At 72.0% G+C, this 21,387-nt stretch carries 15 protein-coding genes and 1 riboswitch; of the genes, 8 read left to right on the top strand and 7 right to left on the bottom strand.

Annotated features, from left to right (window positions below; genetic code table 11):
* Positions 1–242: 242 nt before the first annotated feature.
* Complete coding sequence (locus tag AB0L56_RS00420) at positions 243–1,253, bottom strand: polyprenyl synthetase family protein (RefSeq protein ID WP_365417351.1); 1,011 nt, start codon at positions 1,251–1,253, stop codon at positions 243–245.
* 624 nt (positions 1,254–1,877) lie between these two features.
* A riboswitch (cyclic di-AMP (ydaO/yuaA leader) is annotated at positions 1,878–2,014 on the top strand.
* A 3-nt stretch (positions 2,015–2,017) separates the two neighbouring features.
* Between AB0L56_RS00420 and AB0L56_RS00415 the strand changes: the two genes are divergently transcribed.
* On the top strand, positions 2,018–2,506 hold the full coding sequence (locus AB0L56_RS00415; RefSeq protein WP_365417348.1) for a transglycosylase SLT domain-containing protein: 489 nt from the start codon (positions 2,018–2,020) through the stop codon (positions 2,504–2,506).
* Here the strand turns inward: AB0L56_RS00415 and AB0L56_RS00410 are convergent.
* On the bottom strand, positions 2,470–3,342 hold the full coding sequence (locus AB0L56_RS00410; RefSeq protein ID WP_361031170.1) for an HAD family hydrolase: 873 nt from the start codon (positions 3,340–3,342) through the stop codon (positions 2,470–2,472). The two genes, AB0L56_RS00415 and AB0L56_RS00410, sit on opposite strands and share 37 nt — an antisense overlap.
* Positions 3,343–3,564: 222 nt before the next feature.
* On the opposite strand from AB0L56_RS00410, the gene AB0L56_RS00405 reads away from it, so the two are divergent.
* The 6 genes from AB0L56_RS00405 (at position 3,565) to AB0L56_RS00380 (ending at position 10,617) form a co-directional block, all read left to right on the top strand.
* Positions 3,565–4,635 carry a GNAT family N-acetyltransferase gene (locus AB0L56_RS00405; protein ID WP_365417344.1) on the top strand — a complete coding sequence of 357 codons (1,071 nt, stop codon included), beginning with the start codon at positions 3,565–3,567 and terminating at the stop codon, positions 4,633–4,635.
* 20 nt (positions 4,636–4,655) lie between these two features.
* The gene (locus AB0L56_RS00400) at positions 4,656–6,152 is read left to right on the top strand and encodes a glycosyltransferase (RefSeq protein WP_365417341.1); all 1,497 of its coding nucleotides are present in this window, start codon (positions 4,656–4,658) and stop codon (positions 6,150–6,152) included.
* Positions 6,149–6,976: a polysaccharide deacetylase family protein gene (locus tag AB0L56_RS00395; RefSeq protein WP_365417338.1), complete on the top strand. Its 828-nt coding sequence runs from the start codon at positions 6,149–6,151 to the stop codon at positions 6,974–6,976. Before AB0L56_RS00400 ends, AB0L56_RS00395 begins: the two co-directional genes overlap by 4 nt.
* A gap of 82 nt (positions 6,977–7,058) precedes the next feature.
* A complete protein-coding gene (locus AB0L56_RS00390) occupies positions 7,059–8,984 on the top strand; it encodes a hypothetical protein (RefSeq protein ID WP_365417335.1) in 1,926 nt (641 codons plus the stop codon).
* A 5-nt stretch (positions 8,985–8,989) separates the two neighbouring features.
* Entirely contained in the window at positions 8,990–9,451 is a 462-nt protein-coding gene (locus tag AB0L56_RS00385) for a hypothetical protein (protein ID WP_365417332.1), read from the top strand.
* A 71-nt stretch (positions 9,452–9,522) separates the two neighbouring features.
* Positions 9,523–10,617 carry a glycosyl hydrolase gene (locus AB0L56_RS00380; RefSeq protein WP_365417329.1) on the top strand — a complete coding sequence of 365 codons (1,095 nt, stop codon included), beginning with the start codon at positions 9,523–9,525 and terminating at the stop codon, positions 10,615–10,617.
* On the opposite strand, the gene AB0L56_RS00375 is transcribed toward AB0L56_RS00380, so the two are convergent.
* Together AB0L56_RS00375 and AB0L56_RS00370 are read right to left on the bottom strand one after the other, a co-directional pair.
* Positions 10,538–12,838, bottom strand: coding sequence for a lipopolysaccharide biosynthesis protein (locus tag AB0L56_RS00375; protein WP_365418785.1), 2,301 nt, complete (start codon positions 12,836–12,838; stop codon positions 10,538–10,540). The genes AB0L56_RS00380 and AB0L56_RS00375 overlap by 80 nt on opposite strands.
* Positions 12,839–12,941: 103 nt before the next feature.
* Positions 12,942–14,201: a DegT/DnrJ/EryC1/StrS family aminotransferase gene (locus AB0L56_RS00370; RefSeq protein WP_365417326.1), complete on the bottom strand. Its 1,260-nt coding sequence runs from the start codon at positions 14,199–14,201 to the stop codon at positions 12,942–12,944.
* 297 nt (positions 14,202–14,498) lie between these two features.
* Here AB0L56_RS00370 and fahA point away from each other — a divergent pair, with 297 nt between their 5' ends.
* Positions 14,499–15,713, top strand: a complete 1,215-nt coding sequence (fahA, locus tag AB0L56_RS00365) for a fumarylacetoacetase (protein WP_365417323.1) — start codon at positions 14,499–14,501, stop codon at positions 15,711–15,713.
* Between the two features lie 351 nt (positions 15,714–16,064).
* On the opposite strand, the gene recQ is transcribed toward fahA, so the two are convergent.
* The 3 genes from recQ to AB0L56_RS00350 form a co-directional block, all read right to left on the bottom strand.
* Complete coding sequence (gene recQ, locus AB0L56_RS00360; RefSeq protein WP_365418782.1) at positions 16,065–18,008, bottom strand: DNA helicase RecQ; 1,944 nt, start codon at positions 18,006–18,008, stop codon at positions 16,065–16,067.
* Between the two features lie 155 nt (positions 18,009–18,163).
* Positions 18,164–19,819, bottom strand: a complete 1,656-nt coding sequence (gene nuoN, locus AB0L56_RS00355) for an NADH-quinone oxidoreductase subunit NuoN (RefSeq protein WP_365417320.1) — start codon at positions 19,817–19,819, stop codon at positions 18,164–18,166.
* Complete coding sequence (locus tag AB0L56_RS00350; RefSeq protein WP_365417317.1) at positions 19,816–21,387, bottom strand: NADH-quinone oxidoreductase subunit M; 1,572 nt, start codon at positions 21,385–21,387, stop codon at positions 19,816–19,818. Before AB0L56_RS00350 ends, nuoN begins: the two co-directional genes overlap by 4 nt.

Genomic DNA, 21,387 nt, shown 5'->3' with positions numbered 1-21,387 from the left:
TGATGCCCTCCGTGGTCGGCGGCGGCTTCCGTCTCGTGTCCTTGCACCAGTCTCACCCTGAGCCGCCATTCTCACCCGAACCGGTGAGACGTGGTGTTGTCCGTCTGGTCCATCTGACCAAATACGGCATGCGGAAGCGTCAGACCCCGGACGCAACTCCGTGTACTGCTCCGGTATGACACGCGAGGTGGTTTTCTCCCCCGACCAGTAGGGGGCGCGGGGCAGTTCGGGCCCGGCCGGGCTCAGCCGGCGCGGTGCACCACCGCGTCGCACAGCTGCACGAGTGCCGCCTTGGCCTCGCACTCTCGCAGCGGGGCCAGCGCGGCGCGCGCCTCCTCGGCGTACCGCACGGTGTCCCGGCGGGCCTGCTCCAGCGCGGGGTGCCCGCGCAGCAGCCGCAGCGCCTCGGCGTGCCGGGCGTCGTCGGTGAGGTCGGAGTCCAGCAGCTCGCACAGGGCGATGTCCTCGGCCAGTCCCAGCCGGGCCGCCCGCTCGCGCAGCCGCAGCACGGGCAGCGTGGCGATGCCCTCGCGCAGGTCGGTGCCGGGGGTCTTGCCGGACTCGCTGGAGTCGGAGGCGATGTCCAGGACGTCGTCGGCGAGCTGGAAGGCGACGCCGAGCCGCTCGCCGTACTGGGTGAGCACGTCCACGACCGTCTCGTCGGCGCCGGACATCATCGCGCCGAAGCGGCAGGAGACGGCGACCAGCGATCCGGTCTTGCCGCCGAGCACGTCCAGGTAGTGGTCGACGGGGTCGCGGCCGTCCTGCGGTCCCGCGGTCTCCAGGATCTGCCCGGTGACCAGCCGTTCGAACGCCTCGGCCTGCACCCGGACCGCCTCCGGTCCGAGGTCGGCCAGGATGTGCGAGGCCCGGGCGAAGAGGAAGTCGCCGGTGAGGACCGCGACGGAGTTGCCCCAGCGGGCGTTCGCACTGTCGACACCGCGCCGGACCTCGGCCTCGTCCATCACGTCGTCGTGGTAGAGCGTGGCCAGGTGGGTGAGCTCCACCACCACGGCGGACGGCACGATGCCGGGCGCGTAGGGGTCGCCGAACTGGGCGGCGAGCATCACCAGCAGCGGACGGAAGCGCTTGCCGCCGGCCCGCACCAGATGCTGGGCGGCACCGGTGATGAAGGGGACCTCACTCTTGGTGGCCTCGATCAGCCCTTCCTCGACAGCCGTCATTCCGGCCTGGACATCGGCTTCCAGAGCCTGGTCCCGCACGCTCAGCCCGAACGGCCCGACGACGGTCACGAGGGGTCTCCTGTCTGCTGGTGTCCACTGGCGGTTACGCGGAATGTCGATACGTCGCTGCCATCACTCAAGTCAGCGTATCCGGTCACGTTTCGATCACCGCCAGCACCCGGGGTTACCGGCAGGGCGGCACCGGATCGGGAGCGGAGTGCTTTTGACCGGTTGATAACAACGGACAATGTGCCACCTTCCCGGACGTAACGCCCTGTCAACCATCCTGCCCGGACGTCCGTCCGATTTGCCGGAATTAGCAAGCGAATTCCTCTTGGCGGTAAATGGTCCCTGGGCTCGCGGTGAGTGAAGTCGGTCACGTGCCGCCCGCCGCGTCCACCACCTGGCCCGATCGGCGTTTTTCCCTCCCACGAAACCGAGTTGACCGTTGGCACCCGCAAAGGATCAAGCACCCCAAATCACCCGATCCAAGATCAAAGGGCTGATTGCGTGACACCCGCACTTGTTCCCTCCATGTGCTCTCGCATACGTTCCGGGCCTGCCGGGCGGACGCCGAATCCTGCCACCGCCCGCATGACACCCACCGACCAACTCACACACGGCAGGAGCGGGGGACCCAGGTAAGCCGCCGGCCCGGCCACGCGCCGGAACGGCGGGGTCCTGTCCTCCCATTCCCGTCCTCCGCCCGAACGGGCGGGCGGGAGCGGGACGACAGGGCCTTGGGGTGAAGCCATGCCTCCAGGGGCACGGCCGGGCACTCTCCCGCCCGAACCCGACAGCTCACCTCGCAGGCGTAGGAGAGGAACCCAGACATGTCCGTTTCCGGTCAGCTGCGTCGCTTCGGCAACCGCCGCATCGCCCGCACCCTCGCCGTCGCCGGTACCGGCGTCGCCGTGGTCGCCCTCCCGCTGTTCGGCGCCACCACCGCCTCCGCGGCCACCCAGACGGCCACCCCGACCGCCGCTTCCACGACGGCTTACCCGAACAACCTCGACGGCTGGATCCGCGAGTCGCTGGACGTCATGGCGCAGCACGGCATCCCGGGCTCCTACGAGGGCATCCACCGCAACATCATGCGCGAGTCCTCCGGCAACCCGACCGCCATCAACCTGTGGGACTCCAACGCCGCCAAGGGCACCCCGTCGAAGGGCCTGCTGCAGGTCATCGACCCGACCTTCCAGGCGTACCACGTGCCCGGCACCGCCTTCGACCCGTACGACCCGGTCGCGAACATCACGGCGGCCTGCAACTACGCCGCCGACCGCTACGGCTCGATCGACAACGTCTTCGGCGCGTACTGAGCCGGGCGCTGACGGCCGACCACGGCCGGCCCACCGAACAGTCGCTCGAGGACGACGGCCACGCCGTCGTCCTCGTTCGACGTGGTGACCTCGTCGGCCACCGCCTTCAGCTCGGGATGCGCGTTGGCCATGGCGACCCCGTGCGCCGCCCAGTCGAACATGGGGATGTCGTTGGGCATGTCGCCGAAGGCGACCGTCCGCTCCGGGCTCAGCCCCAGGTGCTCGGCGGCCAGCGCCAGGCCGGTCGCCTTGGTCACCCCGCACGGCTGGAGCTCCACGGTTCCGGGTCCCGACATGGTGACCGTCGCCAGCGAACCGACCACCGCACGCGCCGCCGCCGCCAACGCGTCGTCGGACAGATGCGGGTGGCGCAGCAGCACCTTGCTGATCGGCCGCTCCCACAGATCACGCCGCCGCTCGATCCGCACCGCGGGCAGCGTCGGATGCGGCATCAGATACCCCGGCTCGATCAGCGTCAGCCCGTCGACCCCGTCCTGGTCGACCGCGGCGTACACCTCCCCCACCTCGGCCTCGATCTTGCCGAGGGCGGTCTCCGCCAGTTCCCGGTCCAGCCTGACGGACCACAGCAGCCGGTGCGCGCCGGCGTCGTACACCTGCGCGCCCTGTCCGCACACCGCGAGCCCCGTGCAACCGAGGTCGTCCAGAAGCGGCCGCACCCTGGGGGCGGGACGCCCCGTCACGACGAGGTGCCGGGCACCGGCCCGCTCCGCCCGCGCGAGCGCGGCGAGGGACCGGTCGGACAGGGTGTCGTCGCCGCGCAGCAGCGTCCCGTCCAGGTCGGTGGCGATGAGTGAGAAAGCGGTGGGTGCGGCCATGATCAGAGAATACGGACAACGCGACCGTCCGATTCACCATGCCCGTATCCGCTCGCTTTCGGCGCGGTTCTCCTTCCGTCATCACCGGGTAAGGACCGGTTGAGGACTCTTTCACCGTTTGGCAAGAACATCGTCCGCTATCTACCGCCCCGGTGGGCTCGGGCGGTACCTTCCAAGAGTCCAGGGGGGACTTGATCGGGGGGTCAGGTGAGCAGTGGACGCATGCGCGTGCTGAGGCCGGAGGAGCTGGGCGAGGGGGAACGGGAGCGCTGGCGCGCATTACGTGCCGCGATGGACGCACCACGCAGCCCTTTCATGGAACCGGAGTTCGCCACCGCCGTGGGCCGGGTGCGGCCCGGGGCCCGGGTGGCCGTGCTGTACGAAGGGGCGGAACCTGCGGGCTTCCTGCCCTACGAGCGGGGCGTGGCGGGACAGGGCCGGGCGATCGGGCTCGGGGTGTCGGACTGCCAGGGCGCGGTGCTGGCTCCCGGTGCCGTCCTGGAGACCGGTGAACTGCTGCGGGCCTGCTCGTTGTCGAGCTTCGCCTTCGACAACCTGGAGGCCGGACAGGAACTGTTCGCGCCGCACGCGGCCGAGGAGCATGCCAGCTTCGTCATCGACGTGGAGAAGGGCTACGAGACCTATGAGTCGGTGCTGCGCACCCAGTCGCCGAAGTTCCTGAAGACCACGCTGGCCAAGGAGCGCAGGCTGGGCCGCCAGGCCGGACCCGTGCGGTTCGTCTTCGACGAACGCGACCCGGCCGCGCTGCGGGCGCTCGTCGCGTGGAAGTCGGCGCAGTACCGCAGGACGGGCCGCCGCGACCGGTTCGCGCAGGAGTGGATCGCCCGGCTCGTGGGCCGGCTCGCCGAGACCCGGGCCCCGGAGTGCACCGGCACGCTGTCGGTTCTGTACGCCGCTGACCGGCCCGTCGCCGCGCACTTCGGCCTGCGTTCGGCGTCCGTCCTGGCCTGCTGGTTCCCGGCGTACGACCCGGAGTTCGCCAAGTACTCGCCCGGGCTCGTGCTGCATCTGCGGATGGCCGAGGCGGCGGCGGCCGAGGGCATCGGGCTGCTGGACATGGGGCGCGGCCGGGCCGAGTACAAGGACTCGCTGAAGACCGGCGAACTCGCCGTCTACGAAGGTGCGGTGACCCGTCCGGGGGCGGGCGCCGCGCTGCACTGGCTGAGCCGTGAACCCGCGCGCCGCGCGCACGCGTTCGTCCGCAGCCGCCCGCGCCTGGCGTCGCTGGCGACACGGACCTTGAGGGGCGCGGCCCGGCTGCGCCGCTCGTGAGGAGGGGGAGGGGAGGACGTATGTCCGGCAGAGCACGAGCGCGTACGCAGGAGGAGATACGGCGGTTCCTGTCCATCGGGGCGGTACAGGTCGCCGAACTGGACCTGGCCGCGGGCGGAAACGAGGCCGTACTCAGACCCGGCCCCGGAAGCCCACCGGTGACCCACGGCGAGGTGTTCCTGCTCGTCAGACGGGCGGGCAGACCGGTGGGCACACTGCTGACCCGGGTACCGGAGGGAGCGGACCCACGAGGGGCGCTCGCCCAGGCGGCACGTCAGCGGTTCCCGGAAACGACACGGACCACGGGCACGGATACCGCGCGGGATGCGGGCGCCACGGGCGAGACAGCCGCGCGGGACACAGACGCGCAACCCGCACCGGACAAGGGCGCGCAGCCCGCGCGGAACGCAGACGCGCAGCCCGGACGGGACACGGGCCAGCAGGCCGTGCCGGATGCGGGGGTGTCTTCCGGGACGTCCGGTGGTGGGGCCGGGCGGGCCGTCGGCGGTGGTGGGTTGCCGTTCGTGTCGGTCGTCGTCGCTACCCGGGAGCGGGCCGGGCAGCTTGGGCGGGCGCTGGACTCGCTGCTCGCGCAGGAGCATCCGCGGTTCGAGGTCGTCGTCGTCGACAACGCTCCCCTGACCGGCGACACGCGGGACCTGGTGGAGCGGAAGTACGGGGAACGGGTGCGGTACGTCTGCGAGCCGGCCCCCGGTCTGGCGATCGCCCACAACACGGGGCTCGCTGAGGCCCGGGGCGAGGTCATCGCGTTCACCGACGACGACGTGGTCGCCGATCCCCGCTGGCTCACCGAGCTGACCGCGCCCTTCGCCGCCGACCTCCGGCTCGGCTGCGCCACCGGACTCATCCTGCCCGCCCGGCTGCGCACCCCGGCCCAGGTCCTGCTGGAGAGCCACGGCGGCTTCGCCAAGGGCTTCACGCCGACGACGTACGACCCCCAGGACCCGCCCCCCGACGAGCCGCTGTTCCCCTTCACCGCGGGCCGCTTCGGCTCCGGCGCGAACATGGCCTTCCGCGCGGACGTGCTGCGCGCCGTCGGCGGTTTCGACCCCGCCACCGGTGCCGGGACACCCGCGCGGGGCGGCGACGACCTGTACGGCTTCGTGCGCGTGCTCGCCCAGGGGCACCGGCTGCACTACACCCCGTACGCGCTGGTGTGGCACCACCACCGGGAGACCTGGGCCGACCTGGAGACCCAGGCGTACGGATACGGCGCCGGCCTCACCGCCTATCTCACCGCCGTCCTGATCAACCGGCCCGCGCTGCTGCCCGCGTTCCTCGCCCGGCTGCCGCGCGGTCTCGCCCACGCCCGCGCGCTGACCGCCGTACGCGACACCGACGGCGGTGGCGGCGCACCGGGCGCGCACGACACCCGCACCCATCCCTGGCCGCGCCGGCTGTCGCGGCTGCAGCGCAGGGGGATGCTCCACGGGCCGGCCGGCCATCTGCGGGCGCGGCGGGCGTTGCGGAACGGCGCGGGAAGGGGGACGCGATGAACCCGCCACACGCGACCGCTCCCGCCCACCGGGGGACGGCCATCCCCGTGTTCCTCTACCACGCCGTGATGGACGACCCGCCGGAGTGGATCGCCGAGTTCACCGTCACCCCGAAGGCGTTCGCGGCCCATCTGGACGCGATCGCGGACAGCGGCCGTACGCCCGTCACCATCAGCGCCCTCGCCGACGGCCTCGCCGGGCGGGCGCCGCTGCCGCCCCGGCCGGTGCTGCTCACCTTCGACGACGGCTTCGCCGATCTGCCCGGCCCGACCGCCGATGTCCTCGCCGGGCGCGGGCTGCCCGCCACCGCCTACCTCACCACCGGCGCCATCGCCCCGGGCGGCCGCAGTCTGCTGCCGCCCGCCCCGATGATGACGCTCGACGAGGCGAAGCGGCTGGAAGAGGCCGGCATGGAGATCGGCAGCCACACGGTCACCCACGCCCAGCTCGACACGCTCGACGCGCGGCGGTTGCGCACCGAACTGCTGGACTCCAAGGCCGTGCTGGAGGACGCCCTCGGCCACCGCGTGCCCCATCTCGCCTATCCGCACGGCTACAACAGCCCGCGGGTGCGCACGATGGCCGCCCGGGCCGGCTACGAGACCGCGACCGCCGTGCGGCACGCGCTCAGCTCGGACCGCGACGAGCGCTACCGCATCGCCCGTCTGATCGTCCGCCGCGGCCACACCATCGCCGATGTCGAGGCGTGGCTGGCGGGCGACGGCGCGCGGATCGCCCCCTACCGGGACGGGCTCAGGACCGTCGGCTGGCGGTGGTACCGCAGGGCCCGCACCGCCCTGCGCGGCCCGACCTTCGCCGGATGAGCCGGATCGGGGCGAGTGTGACGTTTTTGGTGTGAATAACAGAGGTAATTCCTATACTCGTTCGGGGGAGGGGAGTCTCGGCGTGCACCAGCATGTACCCGTACCAACCGTGGAGAGCAGCGCGCTGCCCGCTTCCGCCCCGGCCACCGGCCCGCCGGACGCGAAACGGCCCGACGGCGGCGGCCGCAGATCCTGGCCGATCCCGAGCCGCCCGCCCGACACGGGTCTGCTGACGCTGCTGCTCGCCGCCGTCCTGTGGCTCTACGCGCTGCCGCGCATCGGTTTCCGGGAGATGGGCGGCTACGGCCTCCTGGACCAACTCCCGGCCGCCTACTACCTGTCGCTGCTGGTCCTGACCGCCGGCTTCGTCCTCACCCTGCGCCGTGCGGGCACCGCGCCCTGGTGGCCCGCCCTGCACTGCGCCGCACTGCTGTTCGCGCTCAAGGCGCCCCCGGCGATCCTGTACGACGCCGTGCGCTACCCGTGGGCGTCCAAGCACGACGCCGTCGTCAACACTCTGCTCGCCAACGGTGAACTACGGCCGAACGCCGCCCTGTCGGGCAACATGTCCGCCTACGACCAGTGGCCGGGGTTCTTCACGCTCGACGCCGGTCTGGTGCGTGCCTTCGGCGTGGAGAGCGCCGCCGCGTACGCCAACTGGGCGCCGATCGTCCTCGGCCTGCTGATGATGCCGGTGCTCGTGCTGCTCTACCGCACGTTCTGCCAGGACTGGCGGCTGGTGTGGACGGCCGTATGGATCTTCCAGCTCGCCAACTGGGTGGGCCAGGACTACTTCGCCCCGCAGGGACTCGCGTTCCTGCTGCATCTGACGGTCGTCACGGTGGTGCTGCGGCACTTCGTGCGCCCCGGCTCGGCCGGGCGGCTGCGCGACCGTGCCCATCTCGACCCGGCCGCCGCCAGCGTGCCCCCGCCCACCGGTCACCGGCAGCGCGCGGTCTGCGTGGTGATCCTCGCCCCGCTCATCGCCGCGATCAACGCCACGCACCAGCTCACCCCGGTGATGCTCTGCATCTGCCTGTTCGCGCTCAGCCTCACGCGCCGCTACCGCAACTACGGGCTGCTGGCCGTCGCCGTGCTGCTGATGCTCACCTGGGACCTGACCATGGGGCGGCCGCTGTTCGTCGAGACGCTCTCCACGCTCAAGGAGTCGATCGGCGAACTGACACAGAACTCCCGCGCCGGATACGCGGGAGAGCTGACCGGCCCGGGACCCGAACTCGCCGGCACCGCCAACGTGCTGATGGTGCTCGCGGTCGCCGCCCTCGCCGGAGCCGCCCTCGTGCTGCGGCGCCGGCTGGTCCGCAGCGCGCTGCCGCTGCTGCTGGTCTCCGCCGCCCCCGTCCCGCTCTTCGCCGTCAACGACTACGGCGGCGAAATGCTCTTCCGTGTCTATTTGTTCGGCCTGCCCGGCGCCGCGTTCTTCGCCGCCGCCGCGCTCGTCCCCAACGCCGCCGGCAGCCACCACGACCGGACGAGGGCGCTGCGGCGCGGGATTTCGGCGGTCGCGCTGCCCGCCGTGCTGCTGGTGCTGCTGGCCGGCTTCATGCCGTCGTACTACGGCAAGGAGAAGATGTACTACACGCCGCCCGAGGAGACCGCGCTGGTCACCCGGGCGCTCGACAACGCCCCCGACGGCTCGCTGATCCTCGCCACCACCGGCTCCTTCCCGCAGGCGCTGCACCGGTACGACCGAATCGAGCACTGGTTCTTCGCCGAGCAGGAACTGCCGGAGAATCAGCGGATGCTCAAGGACCCTGCGCGCTACCTCGCCGACGGCATTCCGCCGGGGACCAGGGCGTACGTCGTCCTCACCCGCACCCAGGACGTCTACACCGCGGGCGAGGGCCTGCTGCCGGCCGGCGGCTTCGAGACGCTGCGCACGAAGCTGTCCGCCTCGCCTCTCTTCCGGACCGTCGAAAGCCACGACTACGGGGTGGTGCTCGAGTACCGCCCGGCCGCCCGGGGAACCACCACGACCACAAGGTGATCGAAGTGACGTTGCAGGCCAGCCAGTTCCCGTCAGGTCAGCCCATGAACACCGCCGGCTCGCCGCACGGCGCGGAGCGGCACCTCAGAGTCCTCCTCGGCGCCTCCGGCTGGATCGCCCTGGCCGCCACCACGGTGCCCGGCCCCTCGCCGCTGCGCTGGATCCCGGTGCTGCTCTTCACCCTGTTCGGTCCGGGCTGCGCGGCACTGTATCCGCAGCCGGGCGGGCTGGCCCCGGGCGCCCGGCTGGAGGCCATCGCTCTCGCCGCGCCGGTCAGCCTGTCGCTCGGCGTGCTCACCGCCACCTCGCTGTTCCTGGTGAAAGCCTTCTCGGCGACCTCCTTCCTCCTCTCGCTCGCCGTCTTCACCACCGTCGTCGCGGCCCTTCCGGGGCTGCCGCTGCCCGCCGCCCGGCGCGGCGCGGCGGAACACGGCAGGCGCCGGCCCGCGAACGGCGGTGGCGCATGACGAGTTCGCACCGGCTGCCCGACCCGCACGCACGGGGCAGGTGGCGGCGCGCGGCGAGGAGGGTGGGGCGTGTGAGGCGCGGTTACGCGGCGGTCGTCCTGGTGACGGTCGCCGCACTGCTGACCGGGCTCGGGTTCTGGGCCGGCCGCTCCGACGACGCCGACGCGCCGGGCTGGGGCACGCCCGGTAACGCGGCCTCCGGTGAGCTGCCGACCGGCCCCTGCGCTCCCACCGACACCCTGGTGCCGCCCTGCGGCGCCTGGTGGGGGGCCTATGTGCCGTACGCGCCGAACGGCTCGCTCAAGGATGCCGTACTCGGCTTCGAGAAGAGGATCGGCCGCCGGCTGGACGTCGTCTACAACTACCACGACATGTCGGGCAGCGAACGCGACGGGACGCTGCTCACTCCCGACGAGCAGGAGCTCGGCAGGGACCGGCTGCTCATGCTGGCCTGGGAGTCCACCGTCTGGACCGAGCCGCACCACGCGAACTGGACGGAGACCCAGCTCGGCTGGAAGAACATCGCGTCGGGCAAGTACGACGAGGAGATCATCGACCCCCAGATCCGCCGTCTCAAGGCCTACGGCAAGCGCGTCTTCTTCTCGTTCGACCAGGAGACCGACGCCCGCATCAAGGAAGGCGCCGGTACACCGGAGGAGTTCGTCGCGGCCTACCGCCACCTCCACGACCGGTTCCGCGAACTGGGCGCCGACAACGTCGTATGGGTGTGGACCGTCTCCGGCTACCTCGGCAGCGCCGAGGAGATGAAGGCCCTCTACCCCGGGGACGAGTACGTCGACTGGATCGCCATGGACCAGTACAACTACTACGGCTGCCACGACACCACCCACTGGAAGGACTTCCTGCGCAGCCAGCAGCCCAGCTACGAGTGGCTGCGCGCCAACATCTCCGACGACAAGCCCGTGATGCTCGCCGAGTTCGCCACCGCGCCCGACGCCGAGAACCCGCAGCGCCAGCGCGACTGGTACACCCGCATCCCCGCCGACGTGAAGAAGCTCCCGGGGGTGAAGGCCCTGGTGCACTGGAACCGGCCGACCTCGGAGGAACCCGAGTGCGATCTGACCGTCAACGACGGGCCGGGTCTCGAGGGTTACCGGGAGGCGGGGAAGAACGGCTACTTCCGCCAGCCCGTGCCGTCCCGGTGAGGAGCAGGACGGCGAGGAGGGCGATCAGCGACGGCACGGCGGCCGGTGCGAGCTCCTGCCGGAACACCCAGCCGGCCACCGCCACCAGATAGAGAACACCCCAGCCGGCCTGCCCTGTCAGCCGTCCGCCGGCGCGGACGAGCAGCAGCCGCAGCGGTACGAGGCACAGCAGCTGGACCGCCAGGGGCGCCCACCGCAGCAGGGGTCCGGGGCCGTCGAGCCCGACCGCCTGCGCGAGGAAGCGGGCCGCGTCGGCGTACAGGTCCCCCTCCACGGGATCGGGCCGCCACCCGACGGCGACGGGCGCGGCGTGCAGGGCGACCAGGGCGGACGCCAGGGCGGTGCCGGAGAGCCAGGGGACGGGTCTGCGGCACAACGTCACCGAGGCGACGAAGACGACGAGGAGCGCTGCCCCCGCGGCCGACGCGAACAGGGGGAGTTCGGTGAGCAGTTCGCGTCCCGTCGGCTCGTCCCTGCTGGCTCCGTCGCCCCACGGGAGCCCGCGTACCGCGATCCAGAAGGCGACGGTCGCGAGGCCGAGCAAGGCCCAGAGGATGGCGCCGGTCCGGCGGCCGGAGTCGTCGCCGGACTCCTCCGGTCGGGGGACGGGAGCCGGGGCGCCGGGAAGGTCCTCGTCGGTCCACGGCGTGCGGCTCCCCTCCGCCGGTGTCCGCCGGTCCGGGGGCGGCAGAAGCGCCGGGACGGCGTGCCCCGCACCGTCCGGCGTCCTGCCCTGCGGCAGCGGCTGGTCCCGGCCCTCCCCGGGGTCATGGTCCGCCGTCCGCTTCTCCGCGGCCTGCGGTCGCACGATGAACGCCACCGTATCCGCGTGGAGCGCTTCCCGTTCATAGCCGGGGCCGCCGATGAACAGCGTGACGGTGTCGTCGTCCCGCTCCCCCGGCCCCTCGGACTGGTACGCCGCCCGGCGGGCCCAGCTCGTGCCGTACCCGGCGGTGGCGTTCAGCCTGGCCCAGCGCGTGCCGTACTCGGGGGCGGCGGAGGGCCGCTCCACGGGCCCGCCGGGCCGCTCGCGCAGCGCCGCACGCAGTCCGAGCACCGAGACGGCCGCGATCAGCGTCATGCCCACCAGCACCGCCCACCCCGCCCCGGCGATTCCCGCGGGGCTGAACAGCACGCTCGCGCTGCCCAGTACGAGCACGCACATCGCCCCTTGGAGCGCGGCCAGCACACCGGTGCGCCCCTGCACCCGCAGCACGCCGATGTACAGCTCCACGACCACCCGGGGCAGCGCACCGAGAGCCAGCAGCCGCAGTACGGTCGCGCCGTGCTCGGCGTAGTCCGCGCTGAACGGCGTGAGGATCTGCGGCGCGAAGACGACCAGCGCCAGGACCACCGGCACCAGCAGCAGCGTCATCCGGCGCAGCGCCCCGCGCACCCCGTCAGCCAGCTGACGCGGGTCGTGCGAGGCGTGGGCGGTGAGGGACGAGGCCATGTTGATGGCCATGAACTCCATCGTGCCGCCGACGGTGTACGCCACGTAGAAGTAGCCGTTCTCCGCGGCGCTGAAGCGGACCGCGACCATCACAGGCAGCAGATTGATCATCGCCAGGCTGAACAGCGCGCCGAGCGAGTCACCGGCCAGGAAGCGGCCCATGCTGCGCAGCCCCGGCGGCTCCACGTCCCGGTCGGCGGCGGCCTGGCGCGGGATGAGCCGGCGGAAGATCAGCCAGCCGAGCGGCAGGGTGGAGAACGCGATGGCCACGGCCCAGGACACGAAGATACCCAGCACGGGCAGCGCGCTCGCGAAGACGGCCAGCAGGACCAGCTTGCCGACGGAGAACACCGCGTTCCCGGCCGGCACCCACTCGGCCTTGCGCAGCCCGGTGAGCACGCCGTCCTGGAGGGTGAGCAGCGCCCACGCCACGCAGGCCGCCACGAACAGCGCCCCCGCGAGCGGTGTGCCGAGGGGCTCGTAGGAGGCACCCCACTGGTCGAGCGTCAGCAGGAACACGCCCGCGGCGAGCGCGACGACCACGGAACTGGCCCCGTACACCCCCCACACCAGGCGTCCGGTCTCGCGGCCCGCGCGCGGCACGAAGCGGACCACGGCGCCGATCATGGTGGTCGCGGTGATGCTGGCGAGCAGCCGCATCGCGGCGATCGCGGCGGAGCCCTGGCCGACCGCGTCCTCGGAGTAGTAGCGGGCGGCGACGAGCCAGAACCCCAGTCCGAGCACCGCCGACACACCCGTGCTGAGCATCAGGAAGTAGGCGTTCTTGAACAGGGAGTCCGAGCCGGACCGGTTCCCGGCGGGCGGAGGCCGCCCGCCCTCGCGCTGCGCGGCCGGCTCGTGCACCTGGATGTCAGTCACGCGACGGCCCCAGCCTGCCGGCCCGCTCCCCCGGTCCGCTCAGGTCCTCCGGCGGCTCGGCCGGCCGCGCGCCGGAGCGCTCCAGCACGTCGACGGCCTCGCGGGCCCGCAGCGGATCCACCGGCAGCGCGTGCCGCGCGAACCAGCGGGCCGCGCCGGGCGCGGGCGAGGGGTCGGTGAAGGCGTCCCCCGCGTAGTCGTCGAGGGGCGGGTCGTAGAGGTAGCCGACGACGATCCCGCTCCGTGCCAGCGCCGCGATCGCCGCGTCCCGGTCGTCGACCAGCAGCGGCACCCGGAACAGCGGCTGTGTCCCGCTTCCCGCGCGCGGGCGGGCCCACGGCGTCGACAGCAGCAGCTCGGTGCCCTCCCGGTACGCCGCCAGCAGGTCGTCCAGCCGTCCGAGCCGGCGCCCGATCCGCCTCAGCCGCAGCGGGCCGGACTCGCGGCGGTAGGTGTGCATGTCGACGCGGACCCAGGGGTCGTGCGCGGTCAGGCCCGGGGCCTCCTCGGCGGCCCGGGCGAGCGCGTCCGGACGCAACGGCATCCTGATCCCGTCGCGCTCCGTCAGCCCCAGCAGCCCCATCGCCGCCCAGGCGGCCCGCCGCAGCCCCAGCCCCCGCACGGCGGCCTCGGCATACGGCCGTACCGCATAGGCCAGTTCGGAAGCCGTCCGGCGCGGAGTGAGCAGGCCGTCGCGGGTTCTGCGCACCGCGTCGCCCAGGTCCGGGTCGGCGAGCGAGAGGATCCCCCCGGCCTGGGCGCCGACGTGCTTGGACAGGCTGAAAACGGAGGCCTCGCCCCACGCCCCGACGGGCCGCCCACCGGCCTCGCTGCCGATCGCGTGCGCCGCGTCCTCGAACAGCGGGATGCCCAACGCGTCGCAACGCGCGCGCAGTTCCGGCGCCGGGTCCGGATTGCCGTACAGGTTCGTGGTCAGTACGGCGGAGAGCGAGCCCCAGGTGTCCTCGGGCACGGCGTCGATGTCGATGGACGCGTCGAGCGCGTTCAACGGCGCCTGCACCGGCCGCAGTCCCGCCGCCAGCACGACAAAGAAGATGACGTCGTCGTTGACCGGCGACATCAGCACCCTGCCGCCCGGCGGGCACCAGTGGCGCAGCGCCACATACAGCCCCAGCCTGCACGACGGCATGTACACACATTCCCGGCCGAGCCGGGCACGCATGGTCTCTTCCAGCCTCTTCGGCCGCGACCACGAGCGCTCCGAACGCGAGCCGGCCTCCCCAATGGCCATTCGCTCCCCCATGTGCCCTCGGAACGCCCCCTCCCCGAGGCCTTCCGGCACCCGCCCAGACTCGCCCCGTTCGCACCGCTCCGTCAAGATTGCACAACCGTCCTGTGGATAACTTCCGGAAGGCAAGCGGAAGCGGCACTTGGGGCGTTTGCGCCCGCGTGCACCCCGCCCACGGCGCCGTCCGCCGCCGCACCACCAACTCCGGCTCTGCACAAGAACGCCATGTCACCCGTAACGTGTGGCCTGGCCACGGACACGTGGAGCACACCTGCGCACACGAAAGCGAGGCAGCACCCGATGCCCCCCTTCGATGTCCCCGAGGGCGATCCCTTCGGCCCGCACAACCTGCCGTACGGCGTGTTCTCGCCCCCCGGCTCGTCGGAGCGGACCGTCGGCGTCCGGCTCGGCGACCATGTCCTCGACGCCGGCGCGGCGGCGCACGCCCTGGGCTCCCCCTACGCGTCCCTGCTCGCCCGCCCGACCCTCAACCCGCTGCTGGCGGCGGGCCGTACGGCCTGGTCGGACGTGCGGCGGGCGCTCACGGCCTGGGTGACCGTCCCCGCGCACCGGGAGACCGTCGAGCCGCTGTTCCACCCGTTGCCCGAGGTGACGCTGCACCTCCCCTTCGAGGTCGCGGACTACGTCGACTTCTACGCCTCGGAGAACCACGCCCGGAACGTCGGCCGGATGTTCCGCCCCGATGCCCCGGACTCGCTGACCCCCAACTGGAAGCATCTGCCGATCGGCTACCACGGCCGTTCCGGCACGGTCGTGGTGTCCGGCACCGACGTCGTGCGCCCCTCCGGCCAGCGCAAGGCACCCGCCGACACCGCCCCCGTGTTCGGGCCCTCCGTCCGGCTGGACATCGAGGCCGAGGTCGGGTTCGTGGTCGGTGTGCCGTCCGAACTGGGCCGGCCGGTGCCGCTCGGCGACTACCGCGACCATGTCTTCGGCCTGTGCCTGCTCAACGACTGGTCCGCCCGGGACATCCAGGCCTGGGAGTACGTCCCCCTCGGCCCGTTCCTCGGCAAGTCCTTCGCCACCTCGGTGTCCGCCTGGATCACCCCGCTGGACGCCCTGGAGGAGGCCCGCGTCGCACCGCCGGAGCGCACGCACGAGCTGCTGCCCTACCTGGACGACGCGGACGAGGAACCCGGCGGCTACGACCTGCGGATCACCGTCACCGTCAACGGCCATGTCGTCTCCGAACCCCCGTTCTCCACCATGTACTGGACGGCGGCCCAGCAGCTCGCCCACATGACCGTCAACGGCGCCTCCCTGCGCACCGGCGACCTGTACGGCTCCGGCACGGTGAGCGGCCCCTCCGAGCGGGAACGCGGCTCGCTGCTGGAACTGACCTGGAACGGCCGCGACCCCCTCGAACTCCCCGACGGCAAGCGGACGTTCCTGGAGGACGGCGATGTGGTCACGCTGTCGGCCTGGGCGCCAGGCCCGGACGGCGTCCGCGTGGGGCTCGGCGAGGTCACGGGCCGGGTGGTCCCCTCGCCCTGACCCGTCCGGCCCTGTCGGATCCCTCACGACCCCTGCCTCACACCGCCCTTCGCCGTCATAATTGGCGCCGGGCGGTGTGCACGTCTGTACGCCGTACCCTCTCGCCCCCCGCACGCCCCCGAGCCGCCTAGACCGCCACCACCGCGCCCTGACAACAACCGCAGCAGCCCTGGTCACGTTGGTCCCGGCCCTGACCGCACTCCCTGACGCGCCCAGTGCGGGCAGTCGTGCCGCAGGGCGATGGGGGTCCCCCCGCTCGAGCGAAGCCGAGAGTGGGGGAGGGTGGGCGCACCGGCACCCCGCAACCGCCGGGCTGCGCAACCACCCCCGCCCAGCCCCGGCGCCCGGCGCCTATGTCCAGTCGGGCTCCGGCTCCTCCGCGGGCCACTCGTCGGCGCGACCGGGATCTGCCCCGGCTCCCGGCGCCGCCAACCCGGCCAGCACCCCCACCACCCCCTCCCCGTACGTCACCAGCTTCTTCTCCCCCACCCCACTGACCCCCGCAAGCTCCTCCACCGACGTCGGCCACACCGTGGCAATCTCCCGCAGCGTGGCGTCGTGGAAGATGACATACGCCGGAACCCCCTGCTCCCGCGCCCGCTCCGCCCGCCAAGCCCGCAACGCCTCGAACGCGGGCTGCAGCTCCTCGGCCAGCTCGGCCACGGGCGCCTTGGCCTTCCGCTCGCCCCGCCCGCCGCCCGCGCCACGCGCCACCGGCCTCTCCGGCTCCTTCCGCAGCGGCACCTCCCGCTCCCGCCGCAGCACCGCCCCGCTGGCCTCGGTCAGCACGAGCGTGCCGTACTCCCCCTCGACGGCGAGCAGCCCCTGGGCGAGCAGCTGCCGCACGACACCGCGCCACTCCGCCTCGCTCAGCTCCTCACCGATGCCGAACACCGACAGCTGGTCGTGGTCGAACTGGATGACCTTGGCGGTACGCCGCCCGAGCAGGATGTCCACGATCTGCACCGCGCCGAACTTCTGCCCGCGCTCCCGCTGCAGCCGCACCACCGTCGACAGCACCTTCTGCGCCGCGACGGTCCCGTCCCAGGTCTCCGGCGGTGTGAGACAGGTGTCGCAGTTGCCGCAGCCCCCCGGGCCGGCCTCCTGGCCGAAGTAGGCGAGGAGCTGTCCGCGCCGGCACCGGACCGTCTCGCACAGCGCCAGCATGGCGTCCAGATGCTGGTTGGCCCGCCGCCGGAACGCCTCGTCGCCCTCCCCCGACTGGATCAGCTTCCGCTGCTGTATGACGTCGTTGAGCCCGTAGGCCATCCAGGCCGTGGACGGCAGTCCGTCCCGCCCCGCGCGTCCGGTCTCCTGGTAGTAGCCCTCCACCGACTTGGGCAGGTCGAGGTGGGCGACGAACCGGACGTCCGGCTTGTCGATGCCCATACCGAAGGCGATGGTCGCCACCACGACCAGCCCCTCTTCCCGCAGAAAGCGCGCCTGATGCGCCGCGCGCGTCCCCGCGTCCAGGCCCGCGTGGTACGGCACCGCCTCGATGCCGTTGCGCGAGAGGAACTCGGCCGTCTTGTCCACCGAGGCGCGCGAGAGGCAGTAGACGATGCCCGCGTCCCCGGCGTGCTCCTCGCGCAGAAAGCTCAGCAGCTGCTTCCTGGGGTCGGCCTTGGGCACGACCCGGTACTGGATGTTGGGCCGGTCGAAGCTGGCCACGAAGTGCCGGGCCTCCGGCATCCTCAGCCGGTCGGTGATCTCCCGGTGCGTGGCGTCCGTGGCCGTCGCCGTGAGCGCGATGCGGGGGACGTCCGGCCACCGCTCGCCCAGCAGGGACAGCGAGAGGTAGTCCGGGCGGAAGTCGTGCCCCCACTGGGACACGCAGTGCGCCTCGTCGACGGCGAAGACGGAGATCTTGCCGCGTGAGAGCAGATCCAGGGTGCTGTCCAGCCGCAGCCGCTCCGGCGCGAGATACAGCAGGTCCAGCTCGCCGGCGAGGAACTCCGCCTCGACCACCCGCCGCTCGTCGAAGTCCTGCGTGGAGTTCATGAACCCGGCGCGCACGCCCAGCGCACGCAGCGCGTCCACCTGGTCCTGCATCAGGGCGATCAGCGGGGAGACGACGACCCCCGTACCCGGTCTGACCAGGGCCGGGATCTGGTAGCACAGCGATTTGCCGCCACCGGTCGGCATGAGCACGACGGCGTCGCCGCCCGCGATCACATGGTCGACGACCGCTTCTTGCTCACCGCGGAACGCCTCGTACCCGAACACCCGGTGCAGCGCCGCCAGCGCCTCACCATCCGTCACTGCCATCTCGGCGATACCGCCCGTCCCCTGCATCGTCCCGTCCCCCGTGCGTCGTCCCTCGACCACTGCGTCCACGATAGGCGCCCGCACCGACAGGCCCCGAGTTATCCACAGGCCCGCCCGGAACGGCGGAGCGGCCCGGCACCCCCCATGGGTACCGGGCCGCTCCGCCGCCCTTCGGCGCGGTGTCAGCGGACGAACACGCCCGCGTCGCCGGCCAGCTCCAGGAAGTACTGCGGTGCCACACCGAGCACCACCGTGACCGCCACACCGACCCCGATAGCCGTCATCGTCAGCGGTGACGGCACTGCGACGGTCGGGCCCTCGGGGCGCGGCTCGCTGAAGAACATCAGGACGATGACACGGATGTAGAAGAACGCCGCGATCGCCGACGCGATCACACCGACGACGACCAGCGGGACGGCTCCGCCCTCCGCGGCCGCCTTGAAGACGGCGAACTTCCCGGCGAAGCCGGAGGTCAGCGGAATGCCCGCGAAGGCCAGCAGGAAGACGGCGAACACCGCCGCGACCAGCGGGGAGCGGCGGCCGAGCCCCGCCCACTTCGACAGGTGCGTCGCCTCACCGCCCGCGTCCCGGACCAGCGTGACCACCGCGAAAGCGCCGACCGTCACGAACGAGTACGCCGCCAGGTAGAACAGCACGGACGAGATGCCCGACGGATTGGCCGCGATGACACCCGCGAGGATGAAGCCCGCGTGCGAGATCGCCGAGTACGCCAGCAGCCGCTTGATGTCGGTCTGTGTGATCGCGACGATCGCGCCGACCACCATGGTGACGATCGCCACGGCCCACATGACCGGCCGCCAGTCCCAGCGCAGGCCCGGCAGCAGGACGTACAGGATCCGCAGCAGCGCGCCGAACGCGGCCACCTTGGTCGCCGCCGCCATGAAGCCCGTCACCGGCGTCGGGGCGCCCTGGTACACGTCGGGCGTCCACATGTGGAAGGGCACGGCGCCGACCTTGAACAGCAGGCCCATGACCAGCAGCGCGGCGCCGATCAGCAGCAGCGCGTCGTTGCCCATGGTGTCGGCGAGTGCCGGGGTGACCTCCGGGACGGTGCCGTCGACGACCTGCGCGATCGTGGCGTACGACATCGAGCCCGCGTAGCCGTACAGCAGGGCGATGCCGAACAGCGTGAACGCGGAGGCGAAGGCGCCGAGCAGGAAGTACTTGACCGCGGCCTCCTGCGACATCAGCCGCTTGCGGCGGGCCAGCGCGCACAGCAGGTACAGCGGGAGGGAGAGGACCTCCAGCGCCACGAACAGCGTCAGCAGGTCGTTGGCGGCCGGGAAGACCAGCATGCCGGCGACCGCGAAGAGCAGCAGCGGGAAGACCTCGGTGGTGGTGAACCCGGCCTTGACGGCCCTCTTCTCGCTGTCGCTGCCCGGTACGGACGCGGGCTGCGCGGCGAAGGAGTCGACGCGGTTGCCGTGCGCTTCCGGGTCCAGCCGCCGCTCGGCGAAGGTGAACAGGCCGACCAGGGCCGTCAGCAGGATCGTGCCCTGCAGGAACAGGGCCGGTCCGTCGACGGCGATGGCGCCCATCGCCGCGATGCCCGCCTTGGTGGTGGCGTAGCCGTTCGCGGCGAGGGCCACGACCGCGGCGAACGCGGCGGCGAGCGCCACCACGGAGACGAACATCTGTGCGTAGTAGCGGGACTTTCGAGGGACGAACGCCTCCACCAGGATCCCGACGACCGCCGCGCCGACGACGATCAGGGTGGGGGCGAGCTGCCCGTACTCGATCCTGGGCGCGTCGATCTTCGAGATCGGGTCGGCCGCCGCCGTTGTCCACAGGCTGTGGACGGCTGCTGCTGTGCTCACTTCGCCGCCTCCACCTCGGGCTGGGGGTCCTTCTTCTCCACGTCGGACATGGTGTGCTTCACCGCCGGGTTCACGACGTCACTGACGGGCTTCGGATAGACGCCTAGGAACACCAGCAGCACGACCAGCGGCGCCACCACCGCGATCTCCCGCACCCTCAGGTCGGGCATCGTGGCCACCTCGGGCTTCACCGGGCCCGTCATCGTCCGCTGGTAGAGGACGAGGGTGTAGAGCGCGGCGAGGACGATGCCGAAGGTGGCGATGATCCCGATCACCGGGTAGCGGGTGAACGTGCCGACCAGGACCAGGAACTCACTGACGAAGGGCGCGAGCCCCGGCAGTGAGAGGGTCGCGAGGCCGCCGATCAGAAAGGTCCCGGCGAGCACCGGGGCGACCTTCTGGACACCGCCGAAGTCGGCGATGAGCCGCGAACCGCGCCGCGAGATCAGGAATCCGGCGATCAGCATCAGCACGGCGGTCGAGATGCCGTGGTTGACCATGTAGAGCGTCGCACCGGACTGGCCCTGGCTGGTCATGGCGAAGATGCCCATGATGATGAAGCCGAAGTGCGAGATCGAGGCGTACGCGATCAGGCGCTTGATGTCGCGCTGGCCGACCGCGAGCAGCGCGCCGTAGATGATGCTGATGAGCGCCAGGACGAGGATCGCCGGTGTCGCCCACTTGCTCGCCTCCGGGAACAGCCCGAGGCAGAAGCGGAGCATGGCGAAGGTGCCCACCTTGTCGACGACCGCCGTGATCAGCACGGCCACCGGCGCGGTGGACTCCTGCATGGCGTTGGGCAGCCAGGTGTGCAGCGGCCACAGCGGCGCCTTCACGGCGAAGGCGAAGAAGAAGCCGAGGAACAGCCAGCGCTCGGTGCTGGTCGCCAGGTTCAGCTCACCGCTCGCCCGGGCCTCGGCGATCTCCGTGAGCGAGAAGTTCCCCGCGACCACGTACAGCCCGATCACCGCGGCCAGCATGACCAGACCGCCGGCCAGGTTGTACAGCAGGAACTTCACCGCCGCGTACGACCGCTGGGTCGCCGCCTTCTCCTCGCCGTGCTCGTGGGCACGGTCCCCGAAGCCTCCGATGAGGAAGTACAACGGGATCAGCATGGCTTCGAAGAAGATGTAGAACAGGAAGACGTCGGTGGCCTCGAAGGAGAGGATCACCATCGCCTCGACGGCCAGGATCAGGGCGAAGAAGCCCTGCGTCGGCCGCCACCTCCTGCTCCCCGTCTCCAGCGGGTCGGCGTCGTGCCAGCCCGCGAGGACGATGAAGGGGATCAGCAGGGCGGTCAGCGCGATCAGCGCCACCGCGATGCCGTCCACACCCAGTTCGTAGCGGACACCGAAGTCCGCGATCCAGGCATGGGACTCGGTGAGCTGGTAACGGTCACCGCCCGGGTCGAAGCGGACCAGGATCGTGATCGCCAGGGCGAGCGTGGCGAGCGAGAACAGCAGGGCCAGCCACTTGGCGGCCGGGCGCTTCGCGGCCGGCACGGCGGCCGTGGCGATCGCCCCGATGGCCGGGAGCGCCGCCGTCGCTGTCAGCAGAGGAAAGGACAT

The organism is Streptomyces sp. NPDC052079, from assembly GCF_040680275.1.
In the GTDB taxonomy this organism is placed as follows: Bacteria; Actinomycetota; Actinomycetes; order Streptomycetales; family Streptomycetaceae; genus Streptomyces.
This window is presented reverse-complemented; position numbering and strand designations above follow the sequence as displayed.

Excerpts from the sequence above, each read along its gene's own strand:
- AB0L56_RS00415 (WP_365417348.1), top strand. The coding sequence starts at position 2,018 with ATGTCCGTTTCCGGTCAGCTGCGTCGCTTCGGCAACCGCCGCATCGCC.
- AB0L56_RS00410 (WP_361031170.1), bottom strand. The coding sequence starts at position 3,342 with ATGGCCGCACCCACCGCTTTCTCACTCATCGCCACCGACCTGGACGGG.
- AB0L56_RS00405 (WP_365417344.1), top strand. The coding sequence starts at position 3,565 with ATGCGCGTGCTGAGGCCGGAGGAGCTGGGCGAGGGGGAACGGGAGCGC.
- AB0L56_RS00400 (WP_365417341.1), top strand. The coding sequence starts at position 4,656 with ATGTCCGGCAGAGCACGAGCGCGTACGCAGGAGGAGATACGGCGGTTC.
- AB0L56_RS00395 (WP_365417338.1), top strand. The coding sequence starts at position 6,149 with ATGAACCCGCCACACGCGACCGCTCCCGCCCACCGGGGGACGGCCATC.
- AB0L56_RS00375 (WP_365418785.1), bottom strand. The coding sequence starts at position 12,838 with ATGCTCAGCACGGGTGTGTCGGCGGTGCTCGGACTGGGGTTCTGGCTC.
- AB0L56_RS00370 (WP_365417326.1), bottom strand. The coding sequence starts at position 14,201 with ATGGCCATTGGGGAGGCCGGCTCGCGTTCGGAGCGCTCGTGGTCGCGG.
- fahA (WP_365417323.1), top strand. The coding sequence starts at position 14,499 with ATGCCCCCCTTCGATGTCCCCGAGGGCGATCCCTTCGGCCCGCACAAC.
- recQ (WP_365418782.1), bottom strand. The coding sequence starts at position 18,008 with ATGCAGGGGACGGGCGGTATCGCCGAGATGGCAGTGACGGATGGTGAG.
- AB0L56_RS00350 (WP_365417317.1), bottom strand. The coding sequence starts at position 21,387 with ATGTCCTTTCCTCTGCTGACAGCGACGGCGGCGCTCCCGGCCATCGGG.